We start from the raw sequence: 16,668 nt of genomic DNA, 5'->3' as shown, positions 1-16,668 counted from the left end.
ATTACATGAAATTTTAACGCTATTTACGAACGAACAGCCACTTCCCTAACGAGTGGATTATGTACTTGCACATAAATTGCTTGCTCTAATGGATTACTTAACTCATCGACATCGAAAAATCTCGTTAGTAAATTCGCTTTACATGCCAACTTATCTTCGTCCAGCAATTCTCTTAAAAATGTAGAAGGTTCCCGATTATACGGAAGGAATGATTCAAGTACAGACCTTAATTCCGAGAGAAGAATTTCCTCCTTAATTAATCCTGCTGTGCCAAAACCATTAATGAGGCCAAACATATGATTGAAAATTAAGTAGTAACGAAATCTCTCATCTACAATATAATCGTCATATAAATTTCCAGTACGTTCTCCAATACCAGCTAATTCATTATTAAGCATCTCTTTCATTGAATTACAGAAATAAAACCCTTGATTATCACGGAAATAATATTTGACCGGATAACCATCCTTTAGCTGAACAACGCTATTTTGCTGATGAGCTTCTAATGCAACACCATACTGTAAATACATCCATACCATCGGCTTTAAAGAAATGTTCATATATCGTCTAAACCACTCTAAGCTTACTTCTTCACAGCTTCTACTTTCTAAATCTGCTAGGCGATGAATAATATTCGATAACCGAGTACGTTCCCCGGGTATAGCGTCTTGAACTAGCCCAGCAATTAATGTAGCTTCATTTGCATGTTCACTATAAAAAGGATTCTCGCGAATAATCACTTCAAATCCAGATTCTTGTGTTCCATAATTTAATGTAATAAAGGCTGGATCACAAATAAAATCAAAGCCTGGAAATCTTTCTCGTACCTCACCAATAGCCGTATTTAACATTTCCTTCCCTTCAAGACCACTCTCAAGTTCTTTCAGTTTATTAATACGCATTGAATTCGTTACTTTCACCGGAAATGAAAACTTAAGCATATACTTCGAATCCGGGTGATATAGTGTCCTTAATGATGATGTTGCCATATAATACTTACCGGCAGGACCGATATATTCAAGTACTCCTTGATCTATCCAATCCTGTACGTAAGGTTGGTGTAATAGCCATTCTGCCTGAAGCGGATGAATTGGAATTAATGAATATTCATCTTCATTACAATACTTCGATATAAATTCCTTACTAACCATCTCATCATTACTTAATTCTGCTTTTATAATCGTTGTTGTAGAATCTGCTAATAATGATTTTTCATTTACTATACTTTTATGTGCCCTAAAATAATGAAGCTGACATTCTCCTTTTAATTCTGGAGAATACATTGCACTTTTCCACTCCAAAATGCCTTGTCTACTCTTTGGGGTTGGATGAGTTAAATGTCCAAATAATAAAGATTGCTCCGCCTCTATAAAAGATGTATGGAAACCATATAATTCGGATGTATCTTCTATTCTCTCTTTTATAAATTCCTCAATATTTTGACAACTACGAATAACTCGAAGCATAAGTTCAGCAGGATTCGTCCCTTCTCCGTAGTTGATAGACATCTCTTTTATTAAAAATGTAATAACTGTAACGTAATCTGCTTTTATAACATTCTTATTTTCTCCCATTTGATAATAAAATTGTTCTCCAAACAAATGACGATCTGTTGGTGATTTATATATAACCTCTCCATACAAAGTAATGTTTTGTGCCGATAACCGACAGCATAAATAAGTAGAGCAAGTATCTCTTTGTAATGAATGGTAGAAAATATCCTCTATCCTTTTATCCTCTGTAATCCATTCTCCACTTCCTGTTTCTCTTAAATAACAATTTAAAAAACTTTGTATTGTTGCATGTTCCGCGATTTGTTTCGCACGCCTCATACTTGTCCTCCTCTTTATATGAACGCTATCGGAATTTCATATTACAATTGATAATTGAATCTTGTTATCAATTAAGATTCTAATTGATTATCATTATCAATTCAATAGTTTATTTCAGAATTTTTAAATCTGAATAAACTTTTCTTTTTTTCAGACTTTCTTTAATCTGATTAAAAATACATAAGAAAAATTCTCAATTTCAAACTACATACTTACTTTTTTTCATTAGTAATCCATCCAAAATAGTTAAACAAAAGAGGTATACCTTAATTGGTATACCTCTTTCAAACAACAAGTTTACATAATAATATTATTTATATTCCTCCAACAATACGCTGTTTCTTCTACATTCAGTCTTTCTAAAAATTTCGTATCAATTTTTTCTGGACTATATTTTTCATAAAACTTTTTAGAAGGATTATTCGTAACTACCCAAACTAACAGCGATTGCATATTATTTTTTTTGCACTCAGATAAAAATACTTGAACTAGCCTTTTTCCTATTTTCAATCCTTGATAATGTTGTAACACATAAATCGCATATAATTCCCCATCACAATTATATGCACCGCTTCTTTCAACTCCCCCGTCAATAAATCCGATAATTGTTCCATCCAACGTCTCTGCTACAAATCTATATTGGTGTTTATCTTCTTGTTGAAAAATGTTTTCCCATAGTTTTTCTCGTTGCTCATATGTTATATTTTCTAAAATTTTTTCAGCAAATATCCCTTTATACGTTGTTTTCCAGCTATCAACATGCACCTTTGCTATACCTGGTATATCATCTTTTATCGCTCTTCTAATATGTATTTCCATCATTTCTCCCCCTTGTTTACTCATCATTATATCAATTTATTTCCTTGAAAATCCAAATAAAAAAAGAGTGAATTCACTTCACTCTTTTTTATCATAATTATCTACTTTCAACTTCAACTGAGACAACACGATCAATCTCTTTTAGAGAACTGTATAACTCAGTTGTATATAAATCTTCTGGAGCTAAAATAACCATCTCCAATTGCTGGAATGCTCCATTATCAATATCTTTAATTTTCACTCGTTTCACATGCATACCTAAATTTTTAATTTGCTTAAATATACCATCTAATTCTTGATGCTCTTTTACAGTAATTTTTATAGATAAGTCCTTTTGTCTTAATGAATAAGGGCCTGCAATTTTCACAATTTGCGGAAGTACGTTAATCGCTAAAATAATTAAAATCATAGCAACCGTCGCTTGTATATAAAATCCTGCTCCAATCGCAATACCTAAAGCTGAAGCAGCCCACACCATAGAAGCTGTCGTTAATCCCGAAATAACGTCATTACTTCTTCGTAAAATTACCCCTGCTCCAAGAAAACCGATACCACTTACAATTTGGGCAGCAAGACGCATTGGATCCATATTTGTATGACCCGGTACAGAATAAACATTCACTGATTCAATTGAAACCATTGTAATTAAACAACTCGCTACGGAAATAACCATACTTGTTTTCACACCAAGCGGTTTATTCTTTAGCTGCCTATCTATTCCGATGAATAATCCTAAAAAGAGTGCTAAACCTAATTTGAATAAAAATTCATATGACATAATTCAATCTCCTTACTTTACAATGTTTCCCTTGGAATAATTCACTATAACTCTTTTATGATATCAATTCCAGTCTTTTCTATTCATTTAACGACAAAAGCCGAAAAAACATTTTTTATTATAATGTTTTTTCGGCTTTTTCTATAGATTTTTTATCGTAATTAAGATACTTCTTTATTTTTGTTCTTTAATCTTAATTTGGGCATCTTTATAAAATGCTAATTTATTATCATTATACTCTTTTGTATGTTTATTAAATTGTTCTTTCGCCTTTTGCGCTTCCACATTTAACCCATTAACAGTTTTAACTTTTTCACCAATTTCTTTTAACTTCGTTTCTTTTACTTTTAATTTTTCATACAGCTCTTTTTCAGTCGCTAACGCCTTCGTGTAATTCTCATTCATCTTTTGGAAGGCATCATAACGACTTTTATACGATTCTTCTACTGTTTTTGCTTGTTTTTGTAATTTCTTATCTTCGAGTTTTTCAATATTACTTTGAACAGATGTCGTTTCTTTCTGCGCTTTTTCTAACTGTTCCTTCTCGTTTTTCAATACTTTTTCACGCTCGTCTACATTTGCAGTAGCTTGCTCTATTTTCTTTGAAACTGCTTCATTATGCTCTTTACCTTCTTGTAAAATTTGAGAATAAAGTTCTTGTCCTTGCTGTTCTAACTTCTCTAATTTTTTTGTGTCATCTGCTAAAGATTTTTCTTGTGTAGCTGCTGCTTCAAAAGCCGTAAATAAATTTTCTTCTGGCTTTTCACCAAAACAACCTGATAATAATCCTACTGATAATGCTCCAACTACTGCTACTTTTCCATATTTCAACGTCAATTCCTCCATTACATACGGTTATCATGCCAGAGGTTCACAGGGAAGTGATTCTCTTCATGATATGCTTCAAACTCATAACCCTTTTCTTTTAGACCCTTTAATATTGCTGGCACAGCTGCGACTGATTGCGGATGAATATCATGCATTAAAATGACTTCTTGAGGATTTGTTGCACCAGCTAATACATTTTGAGCGATTTGTGCTGCCGCTGCATCAACTGGTACTTTATTGTATTTCCAGTCTAAAGAATCAATTGTCCAGTCCCATACTTTAAGACCACCCTCTACTACTTTGTTTCGAAGGTCTTCATTTAAACCCGGCTTCGACCCGTATGGTGGACGTGTTAATTTAGGTGATTTCCCAATAATATTTGCGATTAAGCTTTGATCTTCTTTCATTTCATTAACATATTCGCCATTTTTATATAACTTCGCAAAGTTGTGTGTCATACTATGCATTCCAACATAATGACCCTCTGCATTTTCACGTTTTACTAAATCAGGAAACGCTTTTACATTCGCTCCGATTAAAAAGAATGTCGCCTTCGCATCATGCTGTTTTAACATATTTAATAATTCAGCCGTATATTTTCCTGGCCCATCATCAAATGTAAGATAAGCAACTTTTCTTTCCACTCCGTTAAAACGACTTGGTGCCGTTTTATTCATTTCAACTTTCGATTGTTCACTTGCAAGCTGCACTACATTTTCTTGTTTCGCTACAGCTTTTGCTGGTGAAGTAATAGATTGAAACATGAAATACCCAATAGCTACTATTGCAATCGCTATTAAAACGACTACTACACGTTTAAAGTTAAAAGCCTTTTCCATTCTATCGAATTCCTCTCTCTATTAATCTCATATATAAATCACCCAATATAATTATACATCTATTTATTTTTATTACACTATATAAACATACTTTATATAAAATTATAGTGGGAGTTTTATCAAAATTGTTGTTCCTACTCTTTCTCTACTTGTAATACTAAGCGTACCACCATGAAGCTCCACCATTTTTTTTACGATAGCTAATCCAATACCTGCGCCCTCAATATGGCTATTAATCTGATAAAATGACTGCTCTATAAATGGTAGATGCTCTTTAGCAATTCCAATACCTTGATCTGTCACCTTAATCACGGCTTTTCCTTCACTTTTGGCCGCTTCAATGTAAATTGTACCTTTTTCATTTGAATATTTAATAGCATTATGAATAATATTTAGAAAAACTTGTTTTAGTCTATTTCGATCTCCTACTAGTTCTACTCGTTCTAAATTAGCGACTAGTTGAATCTGTTTCTCTTCTGATTTAGGAGTTAATTGCCAAATCGTCTCTTCTAGTATATCGTACAATTGCACCTTTTGTTTATATAAATTAAAATGATTTGACTGCAATCTTGAAAAATCTAGTAACTCTTCTACTAAATGTATCAATCGGTCTGTTTCACCTGAAATAATTCCCATACCTTGCTTTATTTCTTCATCTGTTAAATGATCTACTGTTTTTAAAGTCTCACTCCACCCTTTAATCCCTGTTAAAGGTGTTCGTATTTCATGCGAAATAGAGGCAATAAATTCATTTTTCATTTGCTCAGCTTTTTCTATTTTATCGGCCATATAATTTAAACTATGTGCTAACTCACCTAATTCACCAGGATAATCTTCTTTAATTTGCTCCTTTAATGTACCTTCTGCAATTTGCGAAGAAGCATGAATAATAGATTCGATAGGTTTCACAAACGAATTCGCCAATCGTCTACTTATTAAAAATACGATACCTGAGATGACAATTCCAACTGAAATAGTAAACAAAATAATTTCGATTATCTTTGCATTGACATCTGTTAACACAGTCGTATATTTTAAAACGCCAATAGTTTGTCCTTGATGAATCAGTGGACTATATACTTCTAATTGTTTCACACCATCTTTCGTAATAGTAACTTGATTATACATTTCTCCTTCTAGTAAAGAATATGGAATAATCACTTTACCTTCCACCTTTTGTCCACTTGACGACTGTATAATCGTACCATGACGATCAATCAATTGTAATTCCGTTCCTTCTAATTGGAAACTCTCAATTATTTCTCCGCTATATTCTTGCAAGCGAATAAAATATAGTGAATTGTATTCCGAGAAAAAACGTGTACTTGTCTTTGCATGAGATTCAACATATTGCACAATACCATTATAATAATATCGATAAATGGAAACTGAAAATACTACTTCAAATAATACAAGCATAAGTATAATGACCGTCATAAAATATAAAGTCACTTTCCGTCTCATCTTATAGTTTCCTTCCACACATATCCTTTTCCCCACACAGTATGGATAAACTCTGGTTCTGACGGATTACATTCTATCTTTTGACGTAACCGTCTCATATTTACATCCACTACCTTCGTCTCGCCTACGTAATTAGTTCCCCAAATCATATTTAAAATTTCATCACGCGAAACCGGTTTCGAAGCCTGATTCATTAAATACTGTAGTATCATGTACTCCGTAGGGGTTAAATCAACTAATTGTCCACCTTTATATAATCTTTCTTCTATGATATTTAACGAAAACGGACCAGACGTGATTGTATTCGTTTTTTCTTCATGTACTTCTATTCTTCTTAATAAAGATTGTATACGTGCAATTAATTCTACTGGACTAAACGGCTTTGCGATATAATCATCTGCACCAATTCCTAGCCCTTGTACTTTATCTTCATTTTGTACACGTGCGGTTAGCATAATAATACCCATTTTTTTATTTTCTTCCCGGATAGCTTTACAAACTTGAAAACCATCAATCCCCGGCAACATAACATCAAGTAACGCTACATTAACAGTTTGTTCACTTAAAATCTGTAACGCTTCTTCTCCAGTACTAGCTTCTAATACATAAAATCCAGCACGTTTCAAATTTAAGACAATAAAGCTACGGATTGGTATTTCATCTTCTAAAACTAAAATTGCTGACATAATTCCCACCTCCCTACTCTTGTTGATAATCCGCTAGCGGTTTTATATATGCTTTTACTTTTTCAAATTTAGATTGCTTCGGTACTGCATATACGTGAGAAGCCGTTTTAACAGCTGCCTCGTATCCTTTTATTTTGAACCATTCTTTCCGCTTAAAAATATGTACTTCAAGCCATATTTCATTTGTAGTTACATCTATAAATTTTTGAACATCCGATGCGTCTTGCTGAACTGGGACAGTTATTTTTCCAATTAGCGCTTGAGGGATTTTGACAAAATAACCTTTCTCTATATTGACATATCTTTCTTCTATCGGTTTAATTCCCTCTTCACTCCACTGTATATAACGTTCAAACATCGTGCTCTCTCCGTACGATACCTCTTCCCAACCTTTTGGACGCACAGTACGAACAAATTCAATAATACCGTCCTCATTAACGTCTTTACTTTCCACAACATACTCATTGAATAAGTCTTCTTTCCCATCCATAGGTAGTACTTCATAATGATTCTTATCAAATTTCGCTACATATGTTATACCTGAATGAGCCCCAATTCCTGCATCAATTACAATTGCCTTTAATGTTTTAGAAATATGGCCCATTTGTATTCTTTGAATACTATTTATAAAAGGATCAAATGTAACTTCTGATACTGTCTTAAACTGTTCAATGAACTCAACTTTCAATTGTTCGTCTTTTTTATACGTAACAAGACTTATATCATTAAGGTCATTTTGATTTAAATCCTCTATAAATAACTTCGTATATTGCCGATTATAAATCTCCTTCATATCATCATTTTCTTCCGAAAAAGCATACATTACATGTTCTAAAGATTCACGACTTACAGTGATCCCAATTAATAACTCTCGCTTCCCGTTCCCTGTAAAATCACCGACTTTAACGATATCTATATCCTCACCATCAAATGTATGAGTGGACTTTAGTTTCCAGCCATTGTTGCTTTCCGCATAAATAGCTAAGTATATACTCCAATCTTCATTCGGTAATTTATAAAATACAATCGCTTCTTTTTTATTATCTTGTTTAAAATCCATTGACCAAATCATCTGTTTATCTTTATTAGACATTGGAGTAAGCAATCGATAATTAATAGGCAAATCTTTATCTATTTGCTCTTTTAATTCATTCATCCACTTTTCATTTGCAGGAGCTGCCATTAAACTTGTTGGAGCTTCAGACATTTTACATCCAGTCAATATAAAAATGATTCCCAAAATGCTTATCCATTTCTGCATATGATATCTTTCCTTACTACAGATTTTAAGTATTTCTCTATACTATTTGCTTCTCCAATATTCTCATATATATGAGTATAATTTTTCTAAAATAAAAAATCGTTACAGAAAAGTTACAATTATATTCCCATAAAAAAAGATTGGCGAAGGCCAATCTTTTTTACTATTCATTTCGAGTTGGTTTTGGTGTAACACCTAAATGCTCATTTAACTTAGTCGAAATATCTTTCACATTTTTTTCGTTTGGAATGTAATAATAAATACCACCAATACGTTTATCAGTACCTTCAATTTGCATCTTTTCCATTTGCAAATCTGATCCTGCCATATTTTTCGTAATAGCAAGCATATCATCAAATGTTAAATTTGTTTTCATATTTTTATCAACTGCATCAAGTAACGAGCCCATTTTACTAATTGATTGAACAGACATAGCTTTTTTCGCAATTGCTTCAATTACAAGTTGTTGTCTTTGACCACGCATTGCGTCACTATCAATTTTACGCGTTCTAGCAAGCGCAAGGGCTTGTTCACCATTTAAATGTTGGTAACCTTTTTCTAAATGAATCATACCTGCTTGGTCTTTACTATCTTGTTCAGTGAAAGTAACCGGTACATCAATATCAATACCACCAATTGAATCGACAATTTGTACGAATGATTCAAAGTTAAACTTCACATAATAATCAACAGGAACATTTAAAAATCTTTCCACTGTATCTCTTGTGCTTTCAACACCGCCAAATACGTGGGCGTGTGTAATTTTATCTAATTTCTTTCTAGTTGGAATATAAACACGTGAATCACGCGGAATACTTACTAATTTAACTGATTTATCATCTTTATTAATTGTCGCTAATAAAAGTGCATCTGTTCGAACAGCTTCACCATATTGGTCTTTTCTCATTTCACTTCCATCTACACCCATGATTAAAATTGAAATGTTGTCCTTTAAAGGTTCAACTTCTTTATCACGCTTTGATGACTTATCAATTTTTGCATACGCATCACTTACAACAGCTTTTGCTTTGTTATATATAAACGATCCATATCCTACTCCTCCAAAAATAAGTAGGAAAAATGGAATTAAAATGAACCATTTTATTGACTTTCGTTTAGAACGTTTTTTATTGCTTCTCGTATTTTGTTCTAATTCAGAGCTCATGTTCATTCTCCTCTCTTTCTCTTTTCCTAGTATAATGTATGTCTAGTAATCTTCATATTGAATTTCCTTTCAATCACCTTACATTTTTGTAAGGTTACATCATGAATCCAATATGTATTCCATTTCACATTATACTCTCGTGCTTATTTTTGGCAAGTCACTGTTTATCAACTTCAAAAATTTAACACTTCAAAACATTTGAAATTACAGATTTATCATTCTTTTATTGCAGATAGTAATATTTTCACCTCACAATTTAGCAGGAATAAAGAGTCCAGTTTGTGCCGTAAAATCTTGATTGGTGCGGACTATTAATCAGTGAGGGATAAATCCCCCACTGACTAAAGTTTCACTTTATTATTTTTCATTTGGTGTGTACATTACTTGTTTCCCATTATTATTAATTAAAGCTGATTTTGCTTTTATTTTCATTTTTTCTATTTCCACATCTTCATTTGAGAAATTCACAATGATTTTAATATCTTTTCCATAAGAAGCAGATTGTACTAACTTATCTTCTGACAGATATGCAAAGTCCGTCATTTCTTCTTTTACTGCCTTTTTATGAACTTCATTCCAAACTTTCAGATGCTCTGTAATTTCTTTTTTATGCTTACTCCACTCTACTGCATCTAAATGGTACAACGGCGGAACATTATACAATAACTCATATAGCATACGGCTTCCTACCTCATCTTTTACTTTCAAACTTCCCCATTCCCAGTGATGCGTTGTAATAACAGAATCGTTGTATACTAATTTATATAACGGAACCGAATATACTGGATTTAAATATACTTGTTTATATTCTTCTTTCAACGGTACTTGTTTTGCATATTTTTCGGGAACATTTTGATTTGGTGAATAATATCCACCGACATAATACGGGCTTGTTTTATTTTTCCTCATATCTTCATCGTCCCATTTAATAACTGGAGTTTCAATTCCATGAGCAAATGCAATCGTACTACTTGCAAAGTCATTTCCGCCCTCAGAGCCAACTACCATACCTTTTTCTTGGGCAATATAATCCATTCGTTGTAATCTTGCTTTTAAGTCTTGTTCTTGTGTCGTTATATGTTTTGCTGAATAGTCATCATAAATTTCACCTGTTGCATCACAATCAATAAACCATGAATTATATTTAGGACCATTTTGTAATATATCGTTCATTCTTTCTTTTACGCTAGGAAGTGATAATGTCGGATTTAGTTTTCTTCCTCTACCTAAAAATCCTTGCACCTTTTCTCCATTTTTCTTCGTTACAGTAGCCTCTTCATATAACGATGGATCATTAAAAGATGCTGTATTCCAATTCTTATCACCTTTCTCATGAATTGAGTGATAAGAATCATACGGACCAACTAAATATCCCATTTTCTTAGCTTCTGTAACGAAATTAGGCTGCATATATCCTTGTTCCCAGTTCGGTAGACCAATCCACGCTTTGTCTATTCCTGCTTCTTTCATTTCCTTTATAATATCTGTCCCATCTGCGTTACCCCATTTACTTACTTCTTCAACCGCATCACCAAGTATCGACTTTAATAAGTGCTTATTTAAGTTATATAACTCCATATTCGATAAGTGATCTATGCCTTTCTTTAATAGTGCACTAGCTTCCTGATCAACTTTAGGAAAAATATCCTCTTTATAAAATCCCTTCATTGATAATACTTCGTTTACATAACGCAAAATAACATTTTTTTGATACTTATCGATAAAATCTTGTTTACTTACTTGCTCAAATACATTCAATTCTCCAGGCTCTGAACTATTCTTTTGAATAAGCTCTTTTATATGGCTAAACACAGGGCTATTTATTTGCTCTCTTAGCTTCGGCCAATTTACGTTACTTTCTGATAATCCATTTTGATTCCAAAAGTAAAAATGAGCTGCCCCGTAAAGTTTTTCGATTTCTTTATTTTTTCTTGCCTTTTCTTGTAATGTTTTAAATTCACCTTTTCGAGCAATATTTTCCTTATACAGTTTAGCAATACTTACTGCATCATTATTTGTCACATATAACTGAAATCCGTACGTTTTATTTTTATTTATACTCGGGAATTCATGTGTAAAATCAAATCCTATTTTCGGATCCGAATGAAATTTCAATTCATTATTAAACATATTGTTCGCAATATATACGATCGAATATTTCGAACCATTTAATGCGAAAAACTTCATAGAAAATGATTCAGCAAATGAATATGAATCATCCTTTAAAAACTTCTTCCAATTCTCATCATTACTTGGGATTTGCTTACCTTCCCATAACGGAAGTATATAATTTTCAGCTTGTACTTTCGGCCATGTAAAGCTTTCTGCACCAGTCGATTCCACTTCAATATTTAAGTGGTCTTTTTTCTTTTCTAAGTTTATTTTTACTTTTTGATCTGGATATTCCCACGATGTGCGATCCTTATCTTTTTTTACATTTGATACTTTCATTTTCGGTAACGGTTGTGATGCCTGTTCCTTTACGCCATCATGTTCTACAGTTAACGCGAAAGTCTCTGGATTTACATCGTAAGTAAAATCTTTATACGTCGCTTTCTTTATTTTAGACTCTTGTACAGCATTATTACCTTTTACATCACACCCAACTAAAGTCGAAAATGACATAGTTGTAAGAAGACATATTGCTATCATTTTTTTCATCTTCTGCACCTCCACCACTGAATATACAGGGGCTTTGTTACAGGAATGTGGCAAAAAATAATAGAGCTAGCGGCGCTAGCTCTATTATGAGTATAAAAAAATTCACGAATAACTATTATCTGATTTAAAGAAAATATGTAATACAATGGGACTTTAATCCTAGTTTTTTATTCGCACTAATAATTAGAATTTCACCAAGCTTCCCTTAACTGAAAAAGTAAGTGTATATTATATATCCTAAAACTAGCACTAAAATTAATATCCCTGTACCTTTCCAATTCATGCCCCCTGTCATATCAACAGGGCTACCTGATTCCGCTCTATTGAGCCCATCATTCAAAGAACCGGTAGGGTTATTTTTCAACTCACTTTGTCTTATGTGTTCTCTTTTTTCTTCTGGTGACTCTTTTGAACTCATATAATCACCTCCAAAATTAATGCGCGCTTTACTGAATTATACAATACTCATTTTCATTTTATATGCTGATGTAAAATATATTTACAACATACAAAAGCTAGCGATGCTAGCTTTCTTTATAATCCAATATGTTCTTCCTTATTTACAGTAATCCCTTTATGATCGATTTCAAGCTCACATACTTTCATAGCGGTAAATACTCTCGCTAATTGCTCCGCAATTTCTTGTCGCTTCTCATATGGAGTTAATATAAAAATGGATGGTCCCGCACCGCTAAGCGCTGTGCCATATGCTCCAAATTCTTTTGCACATTTACGAATTGATGGTAATAACGGTACAAGTTCTAAACGATACGGCTCGTGAAAATGATCTCTCTCCATCATTTCACCTACAACTTCCCACTTCTTTTGACAAAACGCAGCTACTAATACGTTACTTATCGCACTAGCCTTAACTGCTTCATGAAATGGAAACATCTCTGGTAATACAGATCGACTCTCGTCCGTATTTAGCTCTTCATTCGGAATAAGAGAAATTACGCCTAATTCCTTACTTTCAATCCTTACGACAGAAACATTCTTTCCATCCAGTGCTCCGATCACAGTTCCACCTAATATAGAAGCAGCAACATTATCTGGATGTCCTTCAAAATTTGTTGCAATTTGAACTTTCTGATCAGTTGTTAAGTTCAAATTTCCAAGCTGATTCGCAAGCTCTATTCCCGCTACAATTGCTGATGCACTACTTCCTAGACCTCTTGTCAGCGGAATATTACTAGTAACTTCTATTATATAGGGTGATAAAGAGGGACATACTTTACATGCCGTGCTAACAATTAAATTTTTATCGTCTGTTGGAATTGAATCTTCAAAGGAATGGATTACTTGCCATTTATCTGCTTCCGCCTTTACCACCACATCTAAATATAATGACAATGCTATTCCTACTGAATCAAATCCAGGTCCGACATTCGCTGTACTAGCAGGGACACGTACTCTCAATGGTATCACGACATAATCACCCCTTTAATATGATCTTTAATTTGCTCTATATCATTTGACACACTTGCAATATCAAATTTATTAGAAGAAATTGCGATATCAGGATCTTTCAAACCGTTTCCAGTTAAAACTGCAACAACTGTTTCTCCCTTTTTGATTTTTCCAGATTGCACATGTTTAATGACGCCCGCTAATGAAGCATTTGATCCTGGCTCTGCAAAAACTCCTTCAGTTTTTGCTAACAATCTATACGCATGTAATATTTCTTCATCTGACACCATATCTATTTCACCATGAGACCGCTCGGCAGCCTCTACTGCATACGACCAACTCGCTGGGTTACCAATACGAATCGCTGTTGCAATCGTTTCAGGTTCTTCAATTACATGCCCTTTTACAATTGCAGCTGCTCCTTCGGCTTCAAAGCCGTGAATTCTTGGTTTTTTATAACCCTTTTCTTTTTCATATTCACAGAATCCTTTCCAGTATGCTGTTATGTTCCCTGCGTTCCCAACAGGAATAGCTAGAACATCTGGTGCATTTTCCAACTGGTCACAAATTTCAAATGCTGCTGTTTTTTGCCCTTCAATTCGGTAAGGATTTACTGAGTTTACTAATGTAATCGGCTCTGCTGCAGCAATATTTCTTACAGCCTTAAGTGCATCATCGAAATTCCCTTCTATTGAAATGATCTCCGCTCCATAAGCAACTGCTTGCGCTAATTTCCCATGCGCAATCTTTCCTTCTGGTATTACGATAATACATTTCATTCCGAGGCGTGCCGCGTATGCGGCAGCTGATGCTGATGTATTGCCTGTAGATGCACAAATGATAGCCTCTGAACCTTCTTCTTTCGCCTTTGCAACTGCCATTACCATACCACGGTCTTTAAAAGAACCTGTTGGATTCGCTCCTTCATATTTTCCGTATAACTGAATCCCTAATTGTTTTGATATATTTAATAATGGAATTAGGGGTGTATTCCCTTCCATTAAGCTGACATCAGGTGTGTTTTCATTCACCGGTAAATAAGAAGCGTACTGTTTTAATAGTCCTTTATACATATTGTTTTTCCTCCTCAATAATGTAGTAACTGTTTATTTCACTTGCGACATCTTCTATCGCTCCTAAAACTTGTTCGAATTGATATTTTGAAGTTTGATGCGTCACAACTACTACTTCTGCATGCTCACGATTTAATGGTAATTGGATTACCTCTTTTAAACTAACAGAGTAATTAACGAAACATTCCGTTATTTCACGCAACATTCCAGGTTCATCTCGTAATGAAATACGTAAGAAATATTTCGAAACCACTTCTTCATCTCCTTGTAATTCATACGGTTCTGGTTCTTTTAACGCACTTTTATTTTTCGGAACTTGATTCATATTTTTAACGATTGAAATGATGTCACTTACTACAGCAGAACCAGTTGGTAACTTCCCAGCTCCAGGTCCGTAAAACATCACTTCTCCTACCGCTTGACCGTGAACATACACCGCATTAAATTCATTATTCACATTCGATAGCGGATGATGACGTGGTAATAAAGTCGGTTCTACACTTAAGTGAATGGATGATCCTTGTTTTTCAGCTTTACCAATTAATTTCATTGTAAATCCTAATTTTTCGGCCATCTCTAAATCTTCTTTTTCAACCTTTCGAATACCTCTAACTTGAACATCATCTAAAGAAACATTCATCGAAAAACCTAAGTTTGCAAGAATTGCTACCTTTCTCGCAGCGTCTAGTCCATCTACATCCGCTGTCGGATCTGATTCTGCAAACCCTAATTTTTGCGCTTCCTGTAAAGCCTCTTCATACGACCATCCATTTTGACTCATCTTTGTTAACATATAATTTGTTGTTCCATTTACGATTCCCATTATTTTTTCAATTTGATCTGAAGCTAGCCCGTCTGATAATCCTCTTAATATTGGAATCCCACCGGCTACACTCGCTTCGTAACATAGGTCACATTCATTTTTATTTGCCAGTTGCAGAAGCTCCGCACCATATACAGCCATTAAATCTTTATTTGCTGTTACGACATGTTTCTTACTTTGCAAAGCCTTCACAATATGCTCTTTCGCTTCTTCAATTCCGCCCATTACCTCTACTACAATATCAATATTTGAATCATTTAGAACTTCATCGACATTACTTGTTACTACGATTCCATCGATACAAACATCACGTTCTTTTTCCAAATCACGTACAACGACTGTCTTTACCTTTACTTCATATCCTGTATCAAGAGTGATTTTTTTATAATGTTCTTTCAAAATATGGACAACACCACTTCCGACAGTACCTAATCCTAATACCCCAACATTAATAACGTTATTCATCTTCTAATCTCCTCCTAAATAGTTTAATTGTTACACCTATGAATCACCTTACCCTGCTTTTTAATCATGCAGGTGGTGGTTATTTCCGTACGTACTAAACGCTTCATGTTACCGCACCTCCTTTCAAAGTGATAAAAAAAACACACTCATCCCTAGGAAAGGGACGAATGTGTTTTCGTGGTTCCACCCTTGTTCCAACCTAGACTTACTTTCTTCTAGATTGCTCAAGTTCAGATAACGGCTGATACCGTCAATAATTACTAGATTACTCGTTCACTATTGAAGTTCAAAGGTGGTAAGATCATTTTTCGTGTTAGGAAGCTCACACCCTTGGCTTCCCTCTCTGTAAACCGTAAAAATGTTCTCATGTCCTTATCGTTACTTTTTCGCTCATGTTTATTTGTTAACTCATTATACTCGCATAAAATACAAAATCAATACTATTTTTTAATTATTTTAAATTTTCAATCTTAAAAACTATAAAAAAACACACTCATCCCTAGGAAAGGGACGAATGTGTTTTCGTGGTTCCACCCTTGTTCCAATCTAGACTTATTTCCTTCT

The 16,668-nt window shown here is 33.9% G+C and carries 14 protein-coding genes and 2 other annotated features (1 of these 16 cut by a window edge); all 14 genes read right to left on the bottom strand.

Translation table 11 applies throughout. The features are described 5' to 3' along the window. Positions 1-23 precede the first annotated feature (23 nt). Positions 24-1,832, bottom strand: a complete 1,809-nt coding sequence (gene asbA / locus BAU23_RS07100; protein ID WP_071733907.1) for a petrobactin biosynthesis protein AsbA — start codon at positions 1,830-1,832, stop codon at positions 24-26. A 297-nt stretch (positions 1,833-2,129) separates the two neighbouring features. Next, positions 2,130-2,651: a GNAT family N-acetyltransferase gene (locus BAU23_RS07095; protein ID WP_116733280.1), complete on the bottom strand. Its 522-nt coding sequence runs from the start codon at positions 2,649-2,651 to the stop codon at positions 2,130-2,132. 97 nt (positions 2,652-2,748) lie between these two features. After that, a complete protein-coding gene (locus BAU23_RS07090; protein WP_000119498.1) occupies positions 2,749-3,429 on the bottom strand; it encodes an MgtC/SapB family protein in 681 nt (226 codons plus the stop codon). Between the two features lie 174 nt (positions 3,430-3,603). Further along, positions 3,604-4,260 (bottom strand): YkyA family protein, encoded by a 657-nt coding sequence (locus tag BAU23_RS07085; RefSeq protein ID WP_071733903.1) that lies wholly within the window; start codon positions 4,258-4,260, stop codon positions 3,604-3,606. Positions 4,261-4,274: 14 nt separating this feature from the next. Then, positions 4,275-5,096, bottom strand: coding sequence for a peptidoglycan-N-acetylglucosamine deacetylase (locus BAU23_RS07080; protein WP_000409396.1), 822 nt, complete (start codon positions 5,094-5,096; stop codon positions 4,275-4,277). 102 nt (positions 5,097-5,198) lie between these two features. After that, complete coding sequence (locus BAU23_RS07075) at positions 5,199-6,560, bottom strand: sensor histidine kinase (protein WP_001253240.1); 1,362 nt, start codon at positions 6,558-6,560, stop codon at positions 5,199-5,201. Next, positions 6,557-7,246 carry a response regulator transcription factor gene (locus BAU23_RS07070; protein WP_001274205.1) on the bottom strand — a complete coding sequence of 230 codons (690 nt, stop codon included), beginning with the start codon at positions 7,244-7,246 and terminating at the stop codon, positions 6,557-6,559. Before BAU23_RS07070 ends, BAU23_RS07075 begins: the two co-directional genes overlap by 4 nt. 13 nt (positions 7,247-7,259) lie before the next feature. Continuing rightward, entirely contained in the window at positions 7,260-8,507 is a 1,248-nt protein-coding gene (locus BAU23_RS07065) for a hypothetical protein (protein WP_071733901.1), read from the bottom strand. 163 nt (positions 8,508-8,670) lie between these two features. Continuing rightward, a complete protein-coding gene (locus BAU23_RS07060) occupies positions 8,671-9,672 on the bottom strand; it encodes an LCP family protein (protein WP_000093637.1) in 1,002 nt (333 codons plus the stop codon). A 357-nt stretch (positions 9,673-10,029) separates the two neighbouring features. Beyond that, entirely contained in the window at positions 10,030-12,333 is a 2,304-nt protein-coding gene (locus BAU23_RS07055) for a glycoside hydrolase (protein ID WP_000738140.1), read from the bottom strand. A gap of 205 nt (positions 12,334-12,538) precedes the next feature. Further along, a complete protein-coding gene (locus BAU23_RS07050) occupies positions 12,539-12,751 on the bottom strand; it encodes a DUF6366 family protein (RefSeq protein ID WP_000095426.1) in 213 nt (70 codons plus the stop codon). A gap of 116 nt (positions 12,752-12,867) precedes the next feature. After that, positions 12,868-13,761 carry a homoserine kinase gene (gene thrB / locus BAU23_RS07045; RefSeq protein ID WP_000612652.1) on the bottom strand — a complete coding sequence of 298 codons (894 nt, stop codon included), beginning with the start codon at positions 13,759-13,761 and terminating at the stop codon, positions 12,868-12,870. Beyond that, on the bottom strand, positions 13,758-14,816 hold the full coding sequence (gene thrC, locus BAU23_RS07040) for a threonine synthase (RefSeq protein WP_071733899.1): 1,059 nt from the start codon (positions 14,814-14,816) through the stop codon (positions 13,758-13,760). The genes thrB and thrC overlap by 4 nt, the downstream gene beginning before the upstream one ends. Next, positions 14,809-16,104, bottom strand: a complete 1,296-nt coding sequence (locus BAU23_RS07035; RefSeq protein ID WP_001066916.1) for a homoserine dehydrogenase — start codon at positions 16,102-16,104, stop codon at positions 14,809-14,811. Before BAU23_RS07035 ends, thrC begins: the two co-directional genes overlap by 8 nt. Before the next feature lie 156 nt (positions 16,105-16,260). Beyond that, positions 16,261-16,492 (bottom strand) — a binding site (T-box leader). Positions 16,493-16,607: 115 nt separating this feature from the next. Continuing rightward, positions 16,608-16,668, bottom strand: a binding site (T-box leader); it runs 171 nt beyond the window's last position.

This window comes from Bacillus nitratireducens (genome assembly GCF_001884135.1).
Classification (GTDB): Bacteria; Bacillota; Bacilli; order Bacillales; family Bacillaceae_G; genus Bacillus_A; species Bacillus_A nitratireducens.
This window is presented reverse-complemented; position numbering and strand designations above follow the sequence as displayed.

Coding starts and splice junctions, on each gene's coding strand:
- asbA (WP_071733907.1), bottom strand. CDS start 1,832: ATGAGGCGTGCGAAACAAATCGCGGAACATGCAACAATACAAAGTTTT.
- BAU23_RS07095 (WP_116733280.1), bottom strand. CDS start 2,651: ATGGAAATACATATTAGAAGAGCGATAAAAGATGATATACCAGGTATA.
- BAU23_RS07090 (WP_000119498.1), bottom strand. CDS start 3,429: ATGTCATATGAATTTTTATTCAAATTAGGTTTAGCACTCTTTTTAGGA.
- BAU23_RS07080 (WP_000409396.1), bottom strand. CDS start 5,096: ATGGAAAAGGCTTTTAACTTTAAACGTGTAGTAGTCGTTTTAATAGCG.
- BAU23_RS07075 (WP_001253240.1), bottom strand. CDS start 6,560: ATGAGACGGAAAGTGACTTTATATTTTATGACGGTCATTATACTTATG.
- BAU23_RS07070 (WP_001274205.1), bottom strand. CDS start 7,246: ATGTCAGCAATTTTAGTTTTAGAAGATGAAATACCAATCCGTAGCTTT.
- BAU23_RS07065 (WP_071733901.1), bottom strand. CDS start 8,507: ATGCAGAAATGGATAAGCATTTTGGGAATCATTTTTATATTGACTGGA.
- BAU23_RS07060 (WP_000093637.1), bottom strand. CDS start 9,672: ATGAGCTCTGAATTAGAACAAAATACGAGAAGCAATAAAAAACGTTCT.
- BAU23_RS07055 (WP_000738140.1), bottom strand. CDS start 12,333: ATGAAAAAAATGATAGCAATATGTCTTCTTACAACTATGTCATTTTCG.
- BAU23_RS07050 (WP_000095426.1), bottom strand. CDS start 12,751: ATGAGTTCAAAAGAGTCACCAGAAGAAAAAAGAGAACACATAAGACAA.
- thrC (WP_071733899.1), bottom strand. CDS start 14,816: ATGTATAAAGGACTATTAAAACAGTACGCTTCTTATTTACCGGTGAAT.
- BAU23_RS07035 (WP_001066916.1), bottom strand. CDS start 16,104: ATGAATAACGTTATTAATGTTGGGGTATTAGGATTAGGTACTGTCGGA.